Annotated in this window: 14 protein-coding genes and 1 tRNA gene; 4 read left to right on the top strand and 11 right to left on the bottom strand. The window is 67.1% G+C overall.

Going from position 1 to position 15,087, the window contains the following annotated elements:
- Window positions 1-34: 34 nt before the first annotated feature.
- The 4 genes from GEV27_RS08820 to GEV27_RS08805 all read right to left on the bottom strand — a co-directional run bounded on the left by GEV27_RS08820 (window position 35) and on the right by GEV27_RS08805 (window position 5,583).
- Window positions 35-1,690, bottom strand: coding sequence for an OB-fold domain-containing protein (locus GEV27_RS08820; RefSeq protein WP_153655046.1), 1,656 nt, complete (start codon window positions 1,688-1,690; stop codon window positions 35-37).
- 118 nt (window positions 1,691-1,808) lie between these two features.
- A complete protein-coding gene (locus GEV27_RS08815) occupies window positions 1,809-2,861 on the bottom strand; it encodes an LLM class F420-dependent oxidoreductase (RefSeq protein WP_153652879.1) in 1,053 nt (350 codons plus the stop codon).
- A 113-nt stretch (window positions 2,862-2,974) separates the two neighbouring features.
- Complete coding sequence (locus GEV27_RS08810) at window positions 2,975-4,351, bottom strand: MFS transporter (RefSeq protein WP_194944170.1); 1,377 nt, start codon at window positions 4,349-4,351, stop codon at window positions 2,975-2,977.
- 77 nt (window positions 4,352-4,428) lie between these two features.
- Window positions 4,429-5,583, bottom strand: a complete 1,155-nt coding sequence (locus GEV27_RS08805) for an amidohydrolase family protein (protein ID WP_243838688.1) — start codon at window positions 5,581-5,583, stop codon at window positions 4,429-4,431.
- 129 nt (window positions 5,584-5,712) lie between these two features.
- Here GEV27_RS08805 and GEV27_RS08800 point away from each other — a divergent pair, with 129 nt between their 5' ends.
- On the top strand, window positions 5,713-5,997 hold the full coding sequence (locus GEV27_RS08800) for a hypothetical protein (RefSeq protein WP_153652882.1): 285 nt from the start codon (window positions 5,713-5,715) through the stop codon (window positions 5,995-5,997).
- 20 nt (window positions 5,998-6,017) lie between these two features.
- Here GEV27_RS08800 and GEV27_RS08795 read toward each other — a convergent pair whose 3' ends face one another.
- On the bottom strand, window positions 6,018-6,515 hold the full coding sequence (locus GEV27_RS08795) for a DoxX family protein (protein ID WP_153652883.1): 498 nt from the start codon (window positions 6,513-6,515) through the stop codon (window positions 6,018-6,020).
- A gap of 94 nt (window positions 6,516-6,609) precedes the next feature.
- On the opposite strand from GEV27_RS08795, the gene GEV27_RS08790 reads away from it, so the two are divergent.
- From GEV27_RS08790 to GEV27_RS08780, 3 genes are all read left to right on the top strand, one after another.
- A complete protein-coding gene (locus tag GEV27_RS08790) occupies window positions 6,610-7,413 on the top strand; it encodes an acyl-CoA thioesterase II (RefSeq protein ID WP_153934063.1) in 804 nt (267 codons plus the stop codon).
- 89 nt (window positions 7,414-7,502) lie between these two features.
- A complete protein-coding gene (locus GEV27_RS08785) occupies window positions 7,503-8,279 on the top strand; it encodes a FadR/GntR family transcriptional regulator (RefSeq protein WP_228765135.1) in 777 nt (258 codons plus the stop codon).
- Between the two features lie 147 nt (window positions 8,280-8,426).
- Window positions 8,427-9,227: an SDR family NAD(P)-dependent oxidoreductase gene (locus tag GEV27_RS08780; protein WP_153934062.1), complete on the top strand. Its 801-nt coding sequence runs from the start codon at window positions 8,427-8,429 to the stop codon at window positions 9,225-9,227.
- A gap of 22 nt (window positions 9,228-9,249) precedes the next feature.
- On the opposite strand, the gene GEV27_RS08775 is transcribed toward GEV27_RS08780, so the two are convergent.
- From GEV27_RS08775 to cmk, 6 genes are all read right to left on the bottom strand, one after another.
- Window positions 9,250-10,167 carry an SMP-30/gluconolactonase/LRE family protein gene (locus GEV27_RS08775; RefSeq protein ID WP_194944169.1) on the bottom strand — a complete coding sequence of 306 codons (918 nt, stop codon included), beginning with the start codon at window positions 10,165-10,167 and terminating at the stop codon, window positions 9,250-9,252.
- Between the two features lie 89 nt (window positions 10,168-10,256).
- Window positions 10,257-11,459 carry an NAD(P)/FAD-dependent oxidoreductase gene (locus GEV27_RS08770; protein WP_194839812.1) on the bottom strand — a complete coding sequence of 401 codons (1,203 nt, stop codon included), beginning with the start codon at window positions 11,457-11,459 and terminating at the stop codon, window positions 10,257-10,259.
- Window positions 11,460-11,588: 129 nt separating this feature from the next.
- Window positions 11,589-12,398 carry a DUF6159 family protein gene (locus GEV27_RS08765; protein WP_153652889.1) on the bottom strand — a complete coding sequence of 270 codons (810 nt, stop codon included), beginning with the start codon at window positions 12,396-12,398 and terminating at the stop codon, window positions 11,589-11,591.
- Window positions 12,399-12,700: 302 nt separating this feature from the next.
- Window positions 12,701-12,774: transfer RNA gene (locus GEV27_RS08760), tRNA-Pro, on the bottom strand.
- A 118-nt stretch (window positions 12,775-12,892) separates the two neighbouring features.
- The gene (gene der / locus GEV27_RS08755; protein ID WP_153652890.1) at window positions 12,893-14,218 is read right to left on the bottom strand and encodes a ribosome biogenesis GTPase Der; all 1,326 of its coding nucleotides are present in this window, start codon (window positions 14,216-14,218) and stop codon (window positions 12,893-12,895) included.
- A 166-nt stretch (window positions 14,219-14,384) separates the two neighbouring features.
- The gene (gene cmk, locus GEV27_RS08750; RefSeq protein WP_309222128.1) at window positions 14,385-15,047 is read right to left on the bottom strand and encodes a (d)CMP kinase; all 663 of its coding nucleotides are present in this window, start codon (window positions 15,045-15,047) and stop codon (window positions 14,385-14,387) included.
- Window positions 15,048-15,087 lie beyond the last annotated feature (40 nt).

The following is a 15,087-nucleotide window of genomic DNA, read 5'->3' as shown; positions in this document are numbered from 1 at the left end:
GGTTGACAAGGCTGAATCCCACGGCACTCACCGGCTAGGCGCCACGCAGGAGCATGACGCCAGATGGCACGCCTCCGCCGGCCGCGACCGCGGCCACCTGCGCGCCCGCCACCTGACGACCCGTCGCCTCGCCGCGCAGCTGGAGCATCGCTTCGCGGACGAAGCCGTATCCGTGCAGTCGCCCCGCCGACAGCTGGCCGCCGTGGGTGTTGAGGGGCAGCCTGCCGTCCAGCGCGATGCCGCGACCCTCGTCGATGAAGTCCTTCGCACCACCCAGCTCGCAAAAGCCCAGCGCTTCGAGATACGACAGGCAGTTGAACGTGAAGCCGTCGTAGAGCTGAGCGACGTCGACGTCCTCGGGCGTCAGGGACGTGCGACTCCAGAGGTGTGCCGAAGGACCGAGCGTCTGCGGCAGATGCGTCAAGGTGTCCTGGTCCCAGGAGAGGCGTTCCATGATCTGCGTGCCGACAGCCTCCACGAAGACCGCAGGCTTGGGCCGGTCCTTGACCGTCTCCGCCGCCGAGACGATGACGGCGATCGCACCGTCCACGGGGACATCGCAGTCGAACAGTCCGAACGGCGACGTGACCATCCGCGCCGACATGTAGTCGTCCATGGTCATCGGATCGCGGTAGACGGCCTCCGGGTTGAGCATCGCATTCTTGCGAGCGTTGATCGCGATGTGCCCGAGGGTCTCGCGGCCGCCGCCATAGGTGTGGAAGTAGTTCGACGCATTGCACGCAATCCAGTTGGCCGCAGAGACGGCGCCGAACGGGGCGCGCCACTCCATCATGCCGGTGGCCCGCTCATTGCCGACCTTCCAGGCACCCGACCGCGTCATGGCCGAGTACGAGCCCTGCCAGACAGTGCGGAAGCACAAGACATGCCGGCACAGACCAGCGGAGACTGCGAGCATCGCGGCCATGATCGAACCGATCTGCCCCGGGGTTTCGCCACCGCCGTTGACCCAGGTGGGGCGAATCTGGAGGGCCTCCTCGACCGCCATGACACCGCCTTCGGACATCCCGGCCGGCGCATTGCCCGGATAGGTCGCGAGGCCATCGATCTCATCGATCGTCAGGCCCGCATCCTCGATCGCCTTCAAGCTGGCCTCGACCGTCAGCGACAGCGGATCCACCATCAGCCGGCGGCCGACCCTCGACTGGCCGACGCCCGTGAGAGCGACATCGTCCTCGAACTTCTTGGACGAGGCCATCGGCCGAAGCGCTGCTGCGACGTCACGCTGTGCGGGGATGGGTCCGAGCTCGGGCCCCGCATCCGGATCGGGTTCGAACAACGGCAGATAGACCTCTTCGGCCTTCTCGAACAGCACCCGGACGCGCATGCCGATCGCGACGGCCTCGGGCTCGCAGTTGACGATGTTGGTCATCAGTCGCGCGCCGTCGTCCTCTTCAAGAGCGACGATCGCCACGACGTAGGGAGGCGGAAACGACGGAAGCCAATGCTGACTGTTGACCGTGAAGCCGACCACCACGGCCCGGCCCGACACCGGGGTCATGGTGACGTTGATGCTCCGGCAGCTCCGGCAGGTCGGCAGCGGCGGGTGCATGTAGGTCGAGCAGTCGTCGCAGCGGGCTATCCGCAGCTCGCCGTCGGCTCCCGCGGACCAGAAGTCCGCGCTCGCCAGGGTCGGCTGCGGCAGCGGGCGCACCACTTCAGATGTTGTCATCGACTTCTGCTCTCTCGTCGTGGTCATGTCATTCACAGGCCGGGGAACGCCGGCGGTCAGTACGAGCTGCTGCGCGGCCCCGCGCCTCCGAGCGCGTCGATGCTCTGGTCACCCCACGTCACGAGACGAAGCTCTTCAGCTGGGCGATCGTGCTGACTCGACCCGCGTGGGTGGGCGCGAGAGGTGACGTGTTCAGCGTGGTGACGCCGCTCTCGGCGAAGGCTGCTGCCCGCTCCTTGACCCAGCCGGGTGCGCCGATCAGGGCGACGCCGTGGACGAACTCGTCGGGAACGGCTGCCGCGGCCTCGGCCTTCTTCCCCGACAGGAAGAGCTCTTGGATGACCGGTGCGGACTCCTCGTAGCCGTAGCGGATCGCGAGGTCGTTGTAGAAGTTCTTGCCCTTGGCGCCCATGCCGCCGACGTACAGAGCCAGGTGCTCGCGCACGTTCTGCATCGCGGCCTCCTTCTCATCGGCGTCCTCGGTGATCGCGACCTTGACGTCGACGATGATCTGCAACGGGTCCAGACCGGCCTGCCGGTTGGCCTTCCCCTTGGCGAGTGCATCGCCGAACGCCGCTTCAGCGCGTTCGGGCACGTAGAAGATCGGCTCCCAGCCGTCGAACATCTCGGCGGCGAGCTGGACGTTCTTGGGACCGAGAGCAGCCAGCACGACCGGGATGTTGTCGCGGACCGGGTGATTGATCAGCCGCAGCGGCTTCCCGAGCCCGCTGCCGCCGTGCTCCTTCGTGAGCGGGAGGTGGAAGTGCTTGCCGTCGTACTCGAGCGGTTCGCGACGCCAGACCTTGCGGCAGATCTCCACGACCTCGCGGCAGCGGCCGTGCGGTGCGTCGTACTTGATGCCGTGGAAGCCCTCGACGACCTGGGGGCCCGAGGCGCCGATGCCCAGCGTGAACCGGCCGTCCGAGACGTAGTCGAGTCCTGCGGCCGTCATGGCCAGCAGTGCAGGCGTGCGTGAGTAGATGTTGAGGATTCCGGAGGTGATTCCCAGGGTGGATGTCTTCGCGGCGATGTAACCGAGCTGGCTCACAGCGTCGAAGGTGTACGCCTCGGGCAGCAGGACGTCGTCGAGACCCACGGCTTCGTACTCCACGAGCTCTTCGACCGTCTCCTTGAAACCGCCGCTGTAGCTCATCGGCATGCCGATCTTCATGTGCATTCCTCTCGACATCTCATCGACGCTCGACCGGGATCGATCAAAATCAGTTAACTATATAACGCGAGAGGGCGCATCGGTAGCCCCGGCGCAGACACCATCCTGTCCGGTCATCGGGCCACCCGGGGGATGGTCAGGGCCGTGGCGCCTGCAACGAGCGCAATGCCTGCGCCGACGACGAAGGCGATCTCATAGGCACCCAGCGAGGGCAGCCCGGTGCCGACCACGACGCCGGCCACCAGGATCGCCGAGACCAGTTGCGTACCGAGCGAGGAGCCGATCGACCTGACAACGGCATTGACTCCCGTCCCTTCGCCTGTGCGCTCGGGCATCACCCCTTCGATGATCGCGTTCGCCATCGCGGCGAACGCGATCGAGCCTCCGACGAGCGCCACCGTCGTCAACACGATGACGAGCAGGAGTCCCCCACCAGCAGACAGAGCGAGGAACGCCAGCCCGACGGCATTGACGATGCACCCCAGCGACAAGGCGATCCGACTCCCCCACCTCGATGAGATCCAGCCGGAGAGCGGACCCGCGAACAGCGACAGCAGCGTGCCGGGAACCAGCAGAAGACCGGCCTCGGTCGCGGTCAGCCCGTGCCCGTAGTCGGTCCAGGCCGGCGCTTGGCCGATCGCGGGCACCAGCAGGAACGGCACGAAGATCGCACTTCCCGCGAGGAGCGTCGTGGTGTTGGTCCGCAGCAGCACGGGCTTCATCGCGAGTCGGAGGTCGATGAGCGGTGCGCTCGCCCTGAGACTGTGCACCACCCACGCAGCCAGCACGAGGACGCCGAGCGCCGCGAGGGCGAGGGTCCTCGCGTCGGACCACCCCCACGCACCCCCCTGGCTGAGTGCCAGGAGAGGCGCCGTCAGGCCGATCGACAGCAACACGGCGCCGACGACATCGACCGCACCTCCGCCCTTGTCATCCGATTCGGGCAGCCGCCATTTGTCGACCAGGCACACGACCGCCGCAGGGACCGCGCCGGCCCAGAACAGCAGCCGGAAGCCGCCCAGATCCATGATCACCCCGCCCAGGAACAGTCCCCCGCTGGCGCCCAGTCCGGCCATCGCCGAAAGGGTGCCGATGGTCGACGGCACCTGACGTGCCCCCATCGTGCTCCGGATGATGCCGAAACACAGCGGCAGGACACCGCCGCCTGCGCCGGCGACGATTCGACCCAGCACCACCAGCTCGAGCGTCGGTGCGACCGCAGAGATCAGGCTCCCGAGGGCGAACAACGCCATCGCGAGCATCAGGATCCTCCGGCGCCCCCACATGTCACCCAGCCTGCCGAGGATCGGCGTGCACACCGCGGCGCTGACGAAGTACCCCGTCAGGATCCACGCGACGTCCGCAGTGTTGCGGTCGAGCTCGGCACCGATGTGCGGCAGCGCGGGGATCACCGCGGTCTGCGCCAGCGCGAACACCATGACGTTCGCGGCGAGGACGTACTGCGTGCCGGACGACTCGTCCGCGGCCATCATCGCTCCTTACCGGGGCAAGGCAGACACCGCGGAACGCCCGTGGGCGTTCCGCGGAGTCTGAGCAGGCTCTCGGGTCAGCTCGTGCGCGGGAAGTTGAGCACTTCGCGGGCGTTGAGCTCCACGATCTTGTGGGCCTCGTCGTCGGGCACGTCAACGAGGGACTCAGCGATGACCTTGCGGCTGTTGGGCCACTGCGAGTCAGAGTGCGGGTAGTCGATCTCGACACAGATGCGGTCGACGCCGATCTCGTGACGATTGGCCAGGCCGTGACGATCGTCGATGTAGCAGCCCCAGAAGTGCTTGCGAATCAGGTCGGACGGCTTCGTGTCGAAGTCGATCGGCTGATACCACCGGTGCTGGAACCACGAGTAGTCGGCGCGCTCGGCGACGTACGGAAGCCAACCGATACCGCCCTCGGCCAGCATGATCTTCAGATTCGGGTGCTTCTGCAGCTGGCCCGAGAACACCAGCTCGACCGTCGACCACATCAGATTGGTCGAGAACAGGGCGATGTTGACGATGAACGGCGCCTCGATGTGAGGCGAGCCGTCGGGCATCGTCGCCGGCGTGACCGGCGGGAAGGCCGCAGCGGCAGAGGCGTTGAATCCCGGGACGAAGCTGCCCGAGCCGAAGTGCAGGCTGACCGGCATGTTCGTGTCTTCGCAGACATCCCACAGTGGCGCCCAGTAGTCACTGCTGAATCCGGGGAGACCGAGGGGCGAGGGGCTGTCGGGGAACGAGACCGTCCGAGCGCCCATGTTGGCAACGCGCAGCGCCTCCTTGGCCGCCAGCTCGACGTCCCACGTCGGCAGGATGGCCAGCGGGACGTAGCGATCGGGGGCGCTCGCGCTCCACTCCTCGATGCTGAAGTCATTCCAGGCCTGGACTGCCGCGAGCGACAGCTCCTTGTCCTTGCTGCGATGGAACACACCGCCGCCGAAGCCCGGGAAGGACGGGAAGCAGCATGCGGCCTGAACGCCGTCGATGTCCATGTCCTTGACGCGGGCAATCGGGTCGTAGCAACCCGGGATCATGTCGTCGTATCGCACGGGCTCCATGCCGAAGTCCTTCGGCTCCTTGCCCGCCACCGCGTTGAGTCCGATGTACGGGTAGATGTCGCCGTCGTACTTCCAGACGTGGTGTCCTTGGTCCGTCTCGATGATCTGCGGCCCGCGCTCGACGAACTTCTTGGGAAGCCGATCCGTCCAGACCCTTGGATGCTCGATCACGTGGTCATCGACCGAAATGATTTGCATATGGTCTTGAAGTGGCATGCCCAGGCTCCTATCGCTTAGTGAGGTCGATCATATAACTTATTAGTCAGCGTTGTAAACCGGTACTACACAGAGGGGACAGACATGAACGACTCCAATGAGGTCGAGCGCGAGATCGAGGACGATCACGACCTGCTGACGTACAACGAATCCAGTGCCCGACTGAGTGAGGAGATCGCGAATCTCCGCTCCCAGATCGAGCAGGCAGGCACCGACGGCATCACCGCCGATGGCCTGACGGTGGAAGCTGCGAAGCAGCGGATCGTCGATCTGGAAGAAGCGGCACAGCGCAACTCCCAGCTGGCCGAGACGGACAAGGACGCCGCGGGATTCCTCGGGTTCACGCCCGGACAGTCAACGACGGACTAGATCTCGGGCAGGTCGCGCCCTCAGGTGGACGACGGCTTCGGCCGGTACGACGTCACCATGAGGAGCGCGGCCCCCGCGATCCCGGTGACCGCCGCCGCGATCGCCCAGCCGTAGCCGGCGACGTCGAGACCGAGTGCGTGATCGAGCGACCAGTCACCCGGGCCGACCGCGGCCAGTCCCACGGCGACCATCGCGACGAGGACGACGTACTCGACGCCGCCCTTGAAGATGAAGTAGCCCTTGCCGCGATGATCCGTCAGAGCCGCCACAGCCATGAGTCCGACGAATGCGGCGGCGCCCAGGCTCGTCAGCAGGCCCAAGGTGACCAGCAGGCCCGCCCCGATCTCGGCGACGGCCGCGACCCGCGCATGGAGCCATGCCGGCCGAAGTCCGAGACTCTCGAACCAGCCTGTGGTCCCGCTGAGTCCTCCCCCGCCGAAGATCTTGTTCCAGCCGTGCGTGATCAGCATCGGCCCGAGGGCCAGACGCACCATGAGCATTCCGAAATCGACGTCCATCAGTGCGCTCCTCAGACCGGGCATTGGGTTTACTGATATTACTACACACAGCGAAACTGTCCCGCCACTCACCACACCGAACGGATCGCCGCAGATGACCACACCCGGAATCGTCGGTCCGACGACGGACGACCGCACGCTGCTCGAGATGCTCGAGCTCGAGACGATCGACACGAACGTGTTCCGCGCCAATTTCGTCTTTCCCGACCACTACGCGCTCTACGGGGGCCAGGTGGCGGCCCAGGCGCTGCGCGCTGCCGGACTCACGGCCGAGGGCCGGCTGCCCCACTCGCTCCACGGCTACTTCCTGCGCCCCGGTGACGCCTCCCGTCCCATGCTGCTGAAGGTCTACCGCGATCGAGACGGCCGATCGTTCTCGGCCCGCCGCGTCGTGGCGCTCCAGGAGGGAGAGGTGATCTTCAACATGTCTGCCTCCTTCTCGACACCTGCCGGCGGCGACGACCGTCAGATCGCCCAGCTACCCGACGTATCGGCTCCCGATGAGAATCGGGTCTACACGATTCCCCGACTCTTCTCCTTCGAGGGACGAAAGGCCGAGCAGGCCCTTCCGGGTCTCGAGTATCCGATCAGGTTCTGGGCGCGGTGCACCGCTCCCCTGGGGACGGACCCGCTGCTGAACGCGTGCGCCCTGACCTACCTGTCCGACATCTCGAGCGGCACTGCCGCCTTCAACACGCCGACGCACGCCACATCCTCGAGCCTGGACCATGCGATGTGGTTCCACCGACCGATCATCGCGAACGACTGGCTCCTCGTCGACCTGGTGCCACACACGCTCGCGGCGGGGCGAGGCTGGTACACGGGGTCGATTTTTCACTCCGATGGCAGCTTGGTAGCGAGCCTTACACAGGAGGCCTTGTTCAGAAGGCGACATTGACGGTGTTATCCGAGTCGATTACTGATATCACCTCGATTGAGATGTAGGCTGCAACTATGAGTACGACGAGTACGTCCCATGACGACATCATGCAAGTCGGTAAGGTCATGCGTGCGCCGAAGACCGCCGAGCTGATCGCGACCCATCTGCGCCGCCAGATCGTGAAGGGCGAACTCACGCCCGGCGAGACGCTGCCGCCCGAGGTTCAGCTGATGTCCCAGTACGGCGTCTCGCGGCCAACGCTGCGCGAGGCCTTCCGGATCCTCGAGACCGAGACGCTGATCAGCGTCCGTCGAGGCTCACGGGGCGGCGCCCAGGTCATGCAGCCCGACATCTCCGTGGCCGCCCGATACGTCGGTCTGCTGCTCCAGATCTCGGGCACCACGATCGACGATGTGTACGAGGCCCGCAAGGTGTCCGAGCCCGAGTGCGCTCGCCTGCTGGCGAAGACCCGCACCAAGCAGGACATCGCCGATCTCCAGAGCTGCATCGAAGATCTGCGGAAGGTCGTCGAGGCCGGCACGAAGGCTGTTCCCGATCCGAGTCGTTGGTCGGGCCTGACCTACAAGTTCCATGAGCTGATCATGCAGCGGTGCGGCAACAAGACCCTTGCCGTGCAGGGCGCGGTGCTGCACGACATCGTGACCACCCACCTCGAGTTGTCGGTCGCCACCAAGTTCGACCAGGGTGACAGCTCTGAACGGTTCCAGCGAGTCATCAAGGCCTACGAGAAGCTCGTTGCTCTCGTCGAGGCCAAGGACGGCGACGGTGCTGCCGAGCACTGGCGCAAGCACATGGACGTCGCAGCGAAGTACCTGTTCCAGAACGACCTCAAGAACAAGCCCGTGGTCGACTTGTTCGCCTGATCCACCTCACATAGCTGAAAGCCGAAGTGCCTGATGGCCTTCGGCTTTCTGCGTTCCAGATCGTGACCGCGCGCGGCCATGCGTTATACAGTTAGATTAGCGTGCGATATCTGACCAGCTGCCGCGGTCTCGAGCAAGGACACTGTGATGACGTCTGAACCCCTTCGTCCCGACGACTTCCTCCGCCTCCACGAGCGGGTCGCCCTCGTCACGGGAGCCGGACAGGGCGTGGGCGCAAGCATCGCCCGCTATCTCGCAGCCAGCGGGGCACGAGTCGTGGTCAACGACTACTTCTCGGATCGTGCGGCCGAGGTGGCACAGAGCATCGTCGACGCGGGCGGTGAGGCGATCGCCCTCGCGTGCGACGTCAGCGACTTCGCATCGGTCTCATCGATGCTGGCACAGGCCGAGCACGAGCTCGGACCGGTCAGCATCCTGGTCAACAATGCCGGCAACGCCGGCGCTCGCGGCACCTTCGACTCGATGGCGATCCCGTTCTGGGAGTCCGATCCGTCCGACTGGCAGCCATTCCTCGACGTCAATCTCACGGGCGTCATGAACTGTTGCCGGGCCGCCATGCCGGCGATGGTCCGCGGCGGTCACGGCCGCATCATCACGATCGTCTCGGACGCCGGACGCGTGGGCGAGCCGAGCCTGCCCGTCTACGCCGCGGCCAAGGCCGGAGCCGCAGGCTTCATGCGCTCGATCGCCAAGGCCGGCGGACGCCACCTGGTCACGGCCAACTGCGTCTCGCTGTCGACAATTCGTGACTCCGATGCGGCCGCCGATCCCGAGAAGGACGCGAGGCACCTGCGCGACTACACGATCAGGCGCTTCGGCACGCCGGACGACGCGGCCGGCGTGGTGCTGCTCCTGGCATCGGAGTCCGGTTCGTGGATCACGGGTCAGACCATCCCGGTGAACGGCGGATACTCCTCGGCGCTGTGACAGCCCACGCCGGCAGCAGACGTCAGCTCCCGGCGGGCGTCGCGATCCGGTACGGCTGCGGTGCTCCGGGGACCTCGACGCGCGTCTTGGCGATGTGCGGGTTCACGATCGATCCCACGAGGAGGTCGCGCCGGTCGGGTCCGGTGAACACCGGGTTGGTCGGCCAGCCGAGATCGGTCTCGGCGGGGTCGAAGGCGTACATCTGCACGTCCTTGCCGCCCGGGGCGATCACCGCCAGCGCATTGCGGTTGTAGACCCCGACCCACAGCGCCCCCGACTCGTCGAAGGCCATGCCGTCCGGGCCCGCCGCCATGAGCTCGGCCTCCAGGCCGTCCTCGGGCAGGATGCAGTAGGTCTCGAGCTCGCCCAGCCCGCCGCCCGGGAGGATCGCGGCACGGCTCAGTCGGCCGGTGAACGTCTCGGCGACGTACAGGTGTCGGCCGTCCGGCGACAGGGCCAGACCGTTGGCGAAGCTGAGCCCGTCGGCCAGGATCTCCGAGCTGCCGTCCGGCCTCCGCACGAACAACCAGCCATCCGGATCGGCCAGCATCTCGGGAATCTTGTCCGGGCCGGGGTGGGGGAAGCGGGTGGACTCGGTGGCCCAGACGAAGCCGTTCGCATCGGCCAGCGCGTAGTTGGCGTGCGTGACTTCCTGGCCGTCGACCACGTCGATCAAGGTCTCGACGGCACCGTCGGCGGTGTCGAGCACCTGCAGCGCCCCTTCGAAGTTGGCGATCAGCAGCCGTCCGTCGGGCAGGAAGTTGAGGCTGTTCGGCTCTCCCCCGGCCTTGCCGATCTGAGTGATCGAGCCGTCAGAGGCCACCCGTGCAGCCGCACCGGCCTTGTCGCTGACCCAGATGGAACCGTCCGGAGCCTCCGCGATGTCCTCGGGCCGGGTGACACCGGATCCGAACGGTTCGAATGTCAGGGTCTCGCTCATCATTGCCTCCCAGTGCGTGACGGCCATCTGCCGACCCCGACATTGTTCTACCTATTTGTACTAAACACAAGGCATATGGCGAGAAGCGGTCAGGAGACGGCGGACGATCGTGCAGAGAGCATTCCCTCGGCCACCAGGGGCCGGTACTTCCCGATCAGGCGTGGAGAGCCGAAGGTCGCCACGGCCACCAAGGACTCGCCGTCGTGATAGCCGTACACGGCGGAGCCGCTGTCGGCGTCCTGCTCGAGCCAGCCACCCGTCCGTGCCATCTCGGTGCGCCCGATCACCTGGATCTTGATGCCGTGCTGATCTGACCAGAAGTAGGGCGCCTGCCGCAGGTAGTCCGGCACCGGAAGACCCAGGATCGTGTGAGCCACGATGGCAGCCTGGTCGCCAGCCGTCGACCAGTGCTCTCGGCGGGTCGGCAGCCCGGTGAGCTCGTCGCGCCACCGGGCGACGTCGCCGAGCGCGTAGACACCATCCAGACCTTCGACCGCGCCCGATCCGTCACACAAAACCCCGCCGACGACGTCGAGTCCGAGTCCGTCGAGCACCCCCGTGTTGAGGGACGCCCCCAGCCCGACCAACGCCAGGTCTGCGGTGACGTGGGTGCCGTCCTCCAGCGTCACGGTCACCCCGCCGTCCGCACCGGAGAGCCCCCGTACAGGGCTGCCGGAGAGCACCCGCACCCCGTGGCGACGGTGCAGCTCGGAGCAGTACTCACCCGCCTCGGCACCGAGCGCACGGTGGAACAACGTCGGCATGGCCTCCACGATCGTGACGTCCACCCCGAGCACCCGGGCAGCGGCGGCCACCTCACCACCGATGAAGCCTCCGCCCACGACGACCAGCGACTCGGCCGCGGGCAGCGCCGAGCGCAGGCGCATCGCGTCATCGAGGGTGCGCAACCGGTGGATGAGCGGATGGTCGGGGACGAAGTCAGGCATCCGCGCCTCGGCGCCGGTCGCCACCACGACGACGTCGAAGTCCTCGGTCGAGCCGCTGGCCAGGTGGACGCGCCCGGGCGTCACCGCGCGAACGACGGCTCCCGGCCGAAGGTCCAGGGACAGCGCCTCGAGCTCGGCATCATCGGCGAGCCGAGCCTCGTCCACGGTCCAGTCGCCGAGCAGGATCTGCTTCGACAGCGGAGGCCGATCGTACGGAGGGTGCGTCTCGGCGCCGAACACGACCAACGGCCCGGTGTGCCCCAGTCGGCGCAGATCGGCCGCGACGCGGAAGCCTCCGAGGCCACTTCCCACCACGCCGATACGACAGGACTCGACGGCTGACATGGCCCACCTCATTCGCAACGAATCGGATCCTGCGCATCCCTGCTGGGTCGTCCAGCAAACATCTAGATAATCGTACTGTTAGGCGGACTGGGAGGGCAAGTTCCGCCGCGCGACGGCCCGCGGTGCCCCTCAGCTCTTCGACCGGAAGGCACCGGCGAGCAAGACCGTGTCGACGCCCGGCGTGGGGAGACCGACTGCGTAGCGGTAGATCAGAGCACGCGCGTACGCGCCCACCGCGCCGACCAGGCTTCCGACGACGATCATCGCGACGGCTCCTACGGCCATGAGAGCGACGCCGAGGACAAGCAGCCGCGAGGGGCCGGAGAAGACCATCACAGCGCCTGCGACCAGAAGACTGATCGCCGCCACCCAGGAGACAATCGCCAAGGCCCCGCCCCGGACCGCTGTGCGCAGGCTGGTGCCCCAGGTGTCCCTGAGAACGACAGTCGAGCGCCGGATTGCCGTGACCGGGCCGACGTCCTCGGCAACGAGCACCGGCACCACGACAAACGTGGCGACCCCCCAAGCCATCCCACCGACGAAATTCAGAAGGGATCCGAGGAAGCTGAGCCGCTCCTCGATCATCTGGAGCACGAATCCAACCGTCGCGGTGACGACGGACCACGCAAGGATCGTCCACTTGAGCCTCCACGCTGCGCGCAGGCACGACCGCGCGGTGGGCTCGCCGCCGTCCGCGCGGTGGTTCGCACCAATGACCAGCGCGGTCTGAAAGTAGACCGAGACGATCGTCGCCCCCAGGCCGGCTAGCGCCGCACCCGCGTAGCAAGCGACCTCGCCGCGGTGGCCCGTGACCAGCCATCCGATGCCATAGCCCAGGCAGAAGGAAATGACAGCGGCGATAGCTCCGACCACCATGCCGATGAATGGCAGGGACAACATCTGCTTGTCCTGACGCAGCAGAGCGAAGGTGGCGCGCAACAGCTGCCGGCCTGTGGGGTTCGACCCGGGTGACGCAGCTCGGGGTCGCGGCGCCTCATGGGTCTGACTGGAACCTTGCGGATCCGGCGTGCCGGGGTGGGGCATGCGTCCTCCCTGCCTGAAGACTATCTGTCGCAATCGTTGCACGATGAGGCCGAGATCGCTGGAACCGCTTCAGACGTCACGGTTCCTGCGCGAGCTGACCACCGACCCCAGACGCGACGACCAACCCAGAAACTAAAAAGTCCCGGACCTGCTTCCGCAGGTCCGGGACTTTCCTGTCTCTTGCGAGACTCGTACGGTCGGGCTGACAGGATTTGAACCTGCGACCCCCTGACCCCCAGTCAGGTGCGCTACCAAGCTGCGCTACAGCCCGTTCGTACCGAAGAGGAACTTTACCGCAGGTCCTCCCGGCACCTCACATCGGCCACACCCTCGGGACGTCATACCCGCCAAACCTGCTGCGATTCGAGCCGGATGACGCCCGCGAGACGTCAGCGGCGTTCGCGCTTCTTGCGCGGACGCTGCTGGATGTGGATCGGCGTGCCGACGAAGCCGAACTCCTCGCGGAGACGACGCTCGATGAATCGCATGTACGACTGCTCAAGCTTGCCCGACGTGAACAGCACGAAGGTCGGCGGCGCGGTGGAGGCCTGCGTGCCGAACATGATCTTGGACTGCTTGCCGCCGCGCACCGGGTGCGGGTGCTCGGACACCAGACGGCCGAGGAACGCGTTGAGCGCGCCCGTGGAGACGCGGGTCTCCCAGCCCTCCAGGGCGGCGTCGAGCGCCCGCACGAGGCGATCGATGTGCCAGCCCGTGCGCGCCGTGATGTTGATCGTCGGGGCCCACGGCACCTGGACGAGCTCGCGCTCCATCTCGCGCTCGAGGTAGTAGCGACGCTCGTCGTCGACGAGGTCCCACTTGTTGAACGCGATGATCAGCGCCCGTCCGGCCTCGGCCACCGAGCTGATGATGCGGGTGTCCTGCTCGGTCAGCGGCACGCTGCCGTCGATGATGACGACCGCGACCTCCGCCCGGTCGATCGCCGAGCTGGTGCGCAGGCTCGCGTAGTACTCGTGGCCTGACGCATCGCGCACCCGGCGACGGATGCCGGCGGTGTCGATGAAGTTCCACGTACGCCCGCCGAGCTCCACGATCTCGTCGACCGGGTCGACCGTGGTGCCAGAGGCGTCGTCGACGACGACCCGCTCCTCGCCCGCGAGGCGGTTGAGCAGGCTGGACTTGCCGACGTTGGGCTTGCCGACGATCGCCACCCGACGCGGACCCTGCGGGGCGTCGAAGTCCTCCGGCGGCGGATCGGGCAGTGCGTCGAGGATCGCGTCGAGCATGTCGCCGCTCCCCCGCCCGTGCAGCGCCGAGACGGGCCACGGCTGACCGAGCCCGAGGTTCCACAGACCGGCGGCCTCGATCTCGGCGCGCTGGTCGTCGACCTTGTTGGCCGCGAGGATGACCGGCTTCTTGGCCGCCCGCAGGATCTTCACGACCTTCTCGTCGACGTCGGTGATGCCGACCGTCGCATCGACCACGAACAGCACCGCGTCCGCGACCTGGATCGCGATCTCGGCCTGCGCGGCGATGCGCTCGGCCAGACCGCGGGCGTCGGGGTCCCAGCCGCCGGTGTCGACCACCGTGAACGCGCGACCGTTCCACACCGCGTCGTACGAGACACGGTCGCGGGTCACGCCGGGGACGTCCTCCACGACGGCTTCGCGTCGGCCGATGATGCGGTTGACCAGCGTCGACTTCCCGACGTTGGGTCGCCCGATCACGGCGAGTACGGGAACGGCGTCAGCCATCGGAGCGTCCTGTCAGCAGGGGGCCCGGCAGGTCACGCTTGACCGCGTCCTTGGCCCAGGAGATGTGGGATCACAGGTGACCGTGGATCCGGGCACCTGCGTCCTCCATCATCCCACGATCGGGCCGCCGATCCCGCATCGGGAACTGGATCGGCCCGCGGTGGGGTCATCCAGCGGCGTCGACGATCGCCACGATCGCGTCGATGACCTCGTCGAGCGTCATGTGGGTGCTGTCGACCACGACCGCTCCCTCGGGCTTCGCGAGCGGAGACGTGGCACGGGTGGAGTCGATCTCGTCGCGTCGCGCGAGCGCCTGCTCCGTCGCCGCGGCGTCACCTCCGCCGTTCTCGGCTGCGCGCCGTGCGGCACGGGCGGCGGGGTCGGCGACCAGGTAGATCTTCACCCGGGCGTCGGGGGCCACGGTCGAGCCGATGTCGCGCCCCTCGACCACGATGCCGTGGCTGCCGGCGATCGTTGCGCGCTGCAAGTCGACGAGGATCTCGCGGACGCGCGGCACCGCGGCGACGAGGCTGACCGAGCCGGTGACCTCGTCCGAGCGGATGGGCTCGGCCACGTCGACGCCGTCGGCGTGGATCGTGGGCGCCGCCGGATCGGTGCCCGACTCGAGCGAGATCTTCTCCGCCGCGACTGCGACCGCATCGCTGTCGGTGAGGTCGACGCCGTGCTGCAGCAGGGCCCACGTCATCGCCCGGTACATCGCTCCGGTGTCCAGGTACGCGAGGTCCAGCCGGGCGGCGACGCCGCGCGACGTGCTCGACTTGCCGGACCCGGAGGGCCCGTCGATCGCAACGACCAGGGGTGATGTCACAGGTGCTCAACTTCCTTCGGCAGTACGGATCAGTACGTCG

Source organism: Aeromicrobium sp. S22 (assembly GCF_009661045.1).
Taxonomy (GTDB): Bacteria; Actinomycetota; Actinomycetes; order Propionibacteriales; family Nocardioidaceae; genus Aeromicrobium; species Aeromicrobium yanjiei.
The sequence above is the reverse complement of the archived record's forward strand: the minus strand, read 5'-3'. Positions and strand labels throughout refer to the sequence as shown.

Bases quoted from the DNA above. Each gene is read 5' to 3' on its own strand.
- GEV27_RS08815 (WP_153652879.1), bottom strand. From the start codon at position 2,861: ATGAAGATCGGCATGCCGATGAGCTACAGCGGCGGTTTCAAGGAGACG.
- GEV27_RS08770 (WP_194839812.1), bottom strand. From the start codon at position 11,459: ATGTCAGCCGTCGAGTCCTGTCGTATCGGCGTGGTGGGAAGTGGCCTC.
- GEV27_RS08780 (WP_153934062.1), top strand. From the start codon at position 8,427: ATGACGTCTGAACCCCTTCGTCCCGACGACTTCCTCCGCCTCCACGAG.
- GEV27_RS08790 (WP_153934063.1), top strand. From the start codon at position 6,610: ATGACCACACCCGGAATCGTCGGTCCGACGACGGACGACCGCACGCTG.
- GEV27_RS08810 (WP_194944170.1), bottom strand. From the start codon at position 4,351: ATGGCCGCGGACGAGTCGTCCGGCACGCAGTACGTCCTCGCCGCGAAC.
- GEV27_RS08785 (WP_228765135.1), top strand. From the start codon at position 7,503: ATGCAAGTCGGTAAGGTCATGCGTGCGCCGAAGACCGCCGAGCTGATC.
- GEV27_RS08820 (WP_153655046.1), bottom strand. From the start codon at position 1,690: ATGACAACATCTGAAGTGGTGCGCCCGCTGCCGCAGCCGACCCTGGCG.
- GEV27_RS08775 (WP_194944169.1), bottom strand. From the start codon at position 10,167: ATGAGCGAGACCCTGACATTCGAACCGTTCGGATCCGGTGTCACCCGG.
- GEV27_RS08795 (WP_153652883.1), bottom strand. From the start codon at position 6,515: ATGGACGTCGATTTCGGAATGCTCATGGTGCGTCTGGCCCTCGGGCCG.
- der (WP_153652890.1), bottom strand. From the start codon at position 14,218: ATGGCTGACGCCGTTCCCGTACTCGCCGTGATCGGGCGACCCAACGTC.
- GEV27_RS08800 (WP_153652882.1), top strand. From the start codon at position 5,713: ATGAACGACTCCAATGAGGTCGAGCGCGAGATCGAGGACGATCACGAC.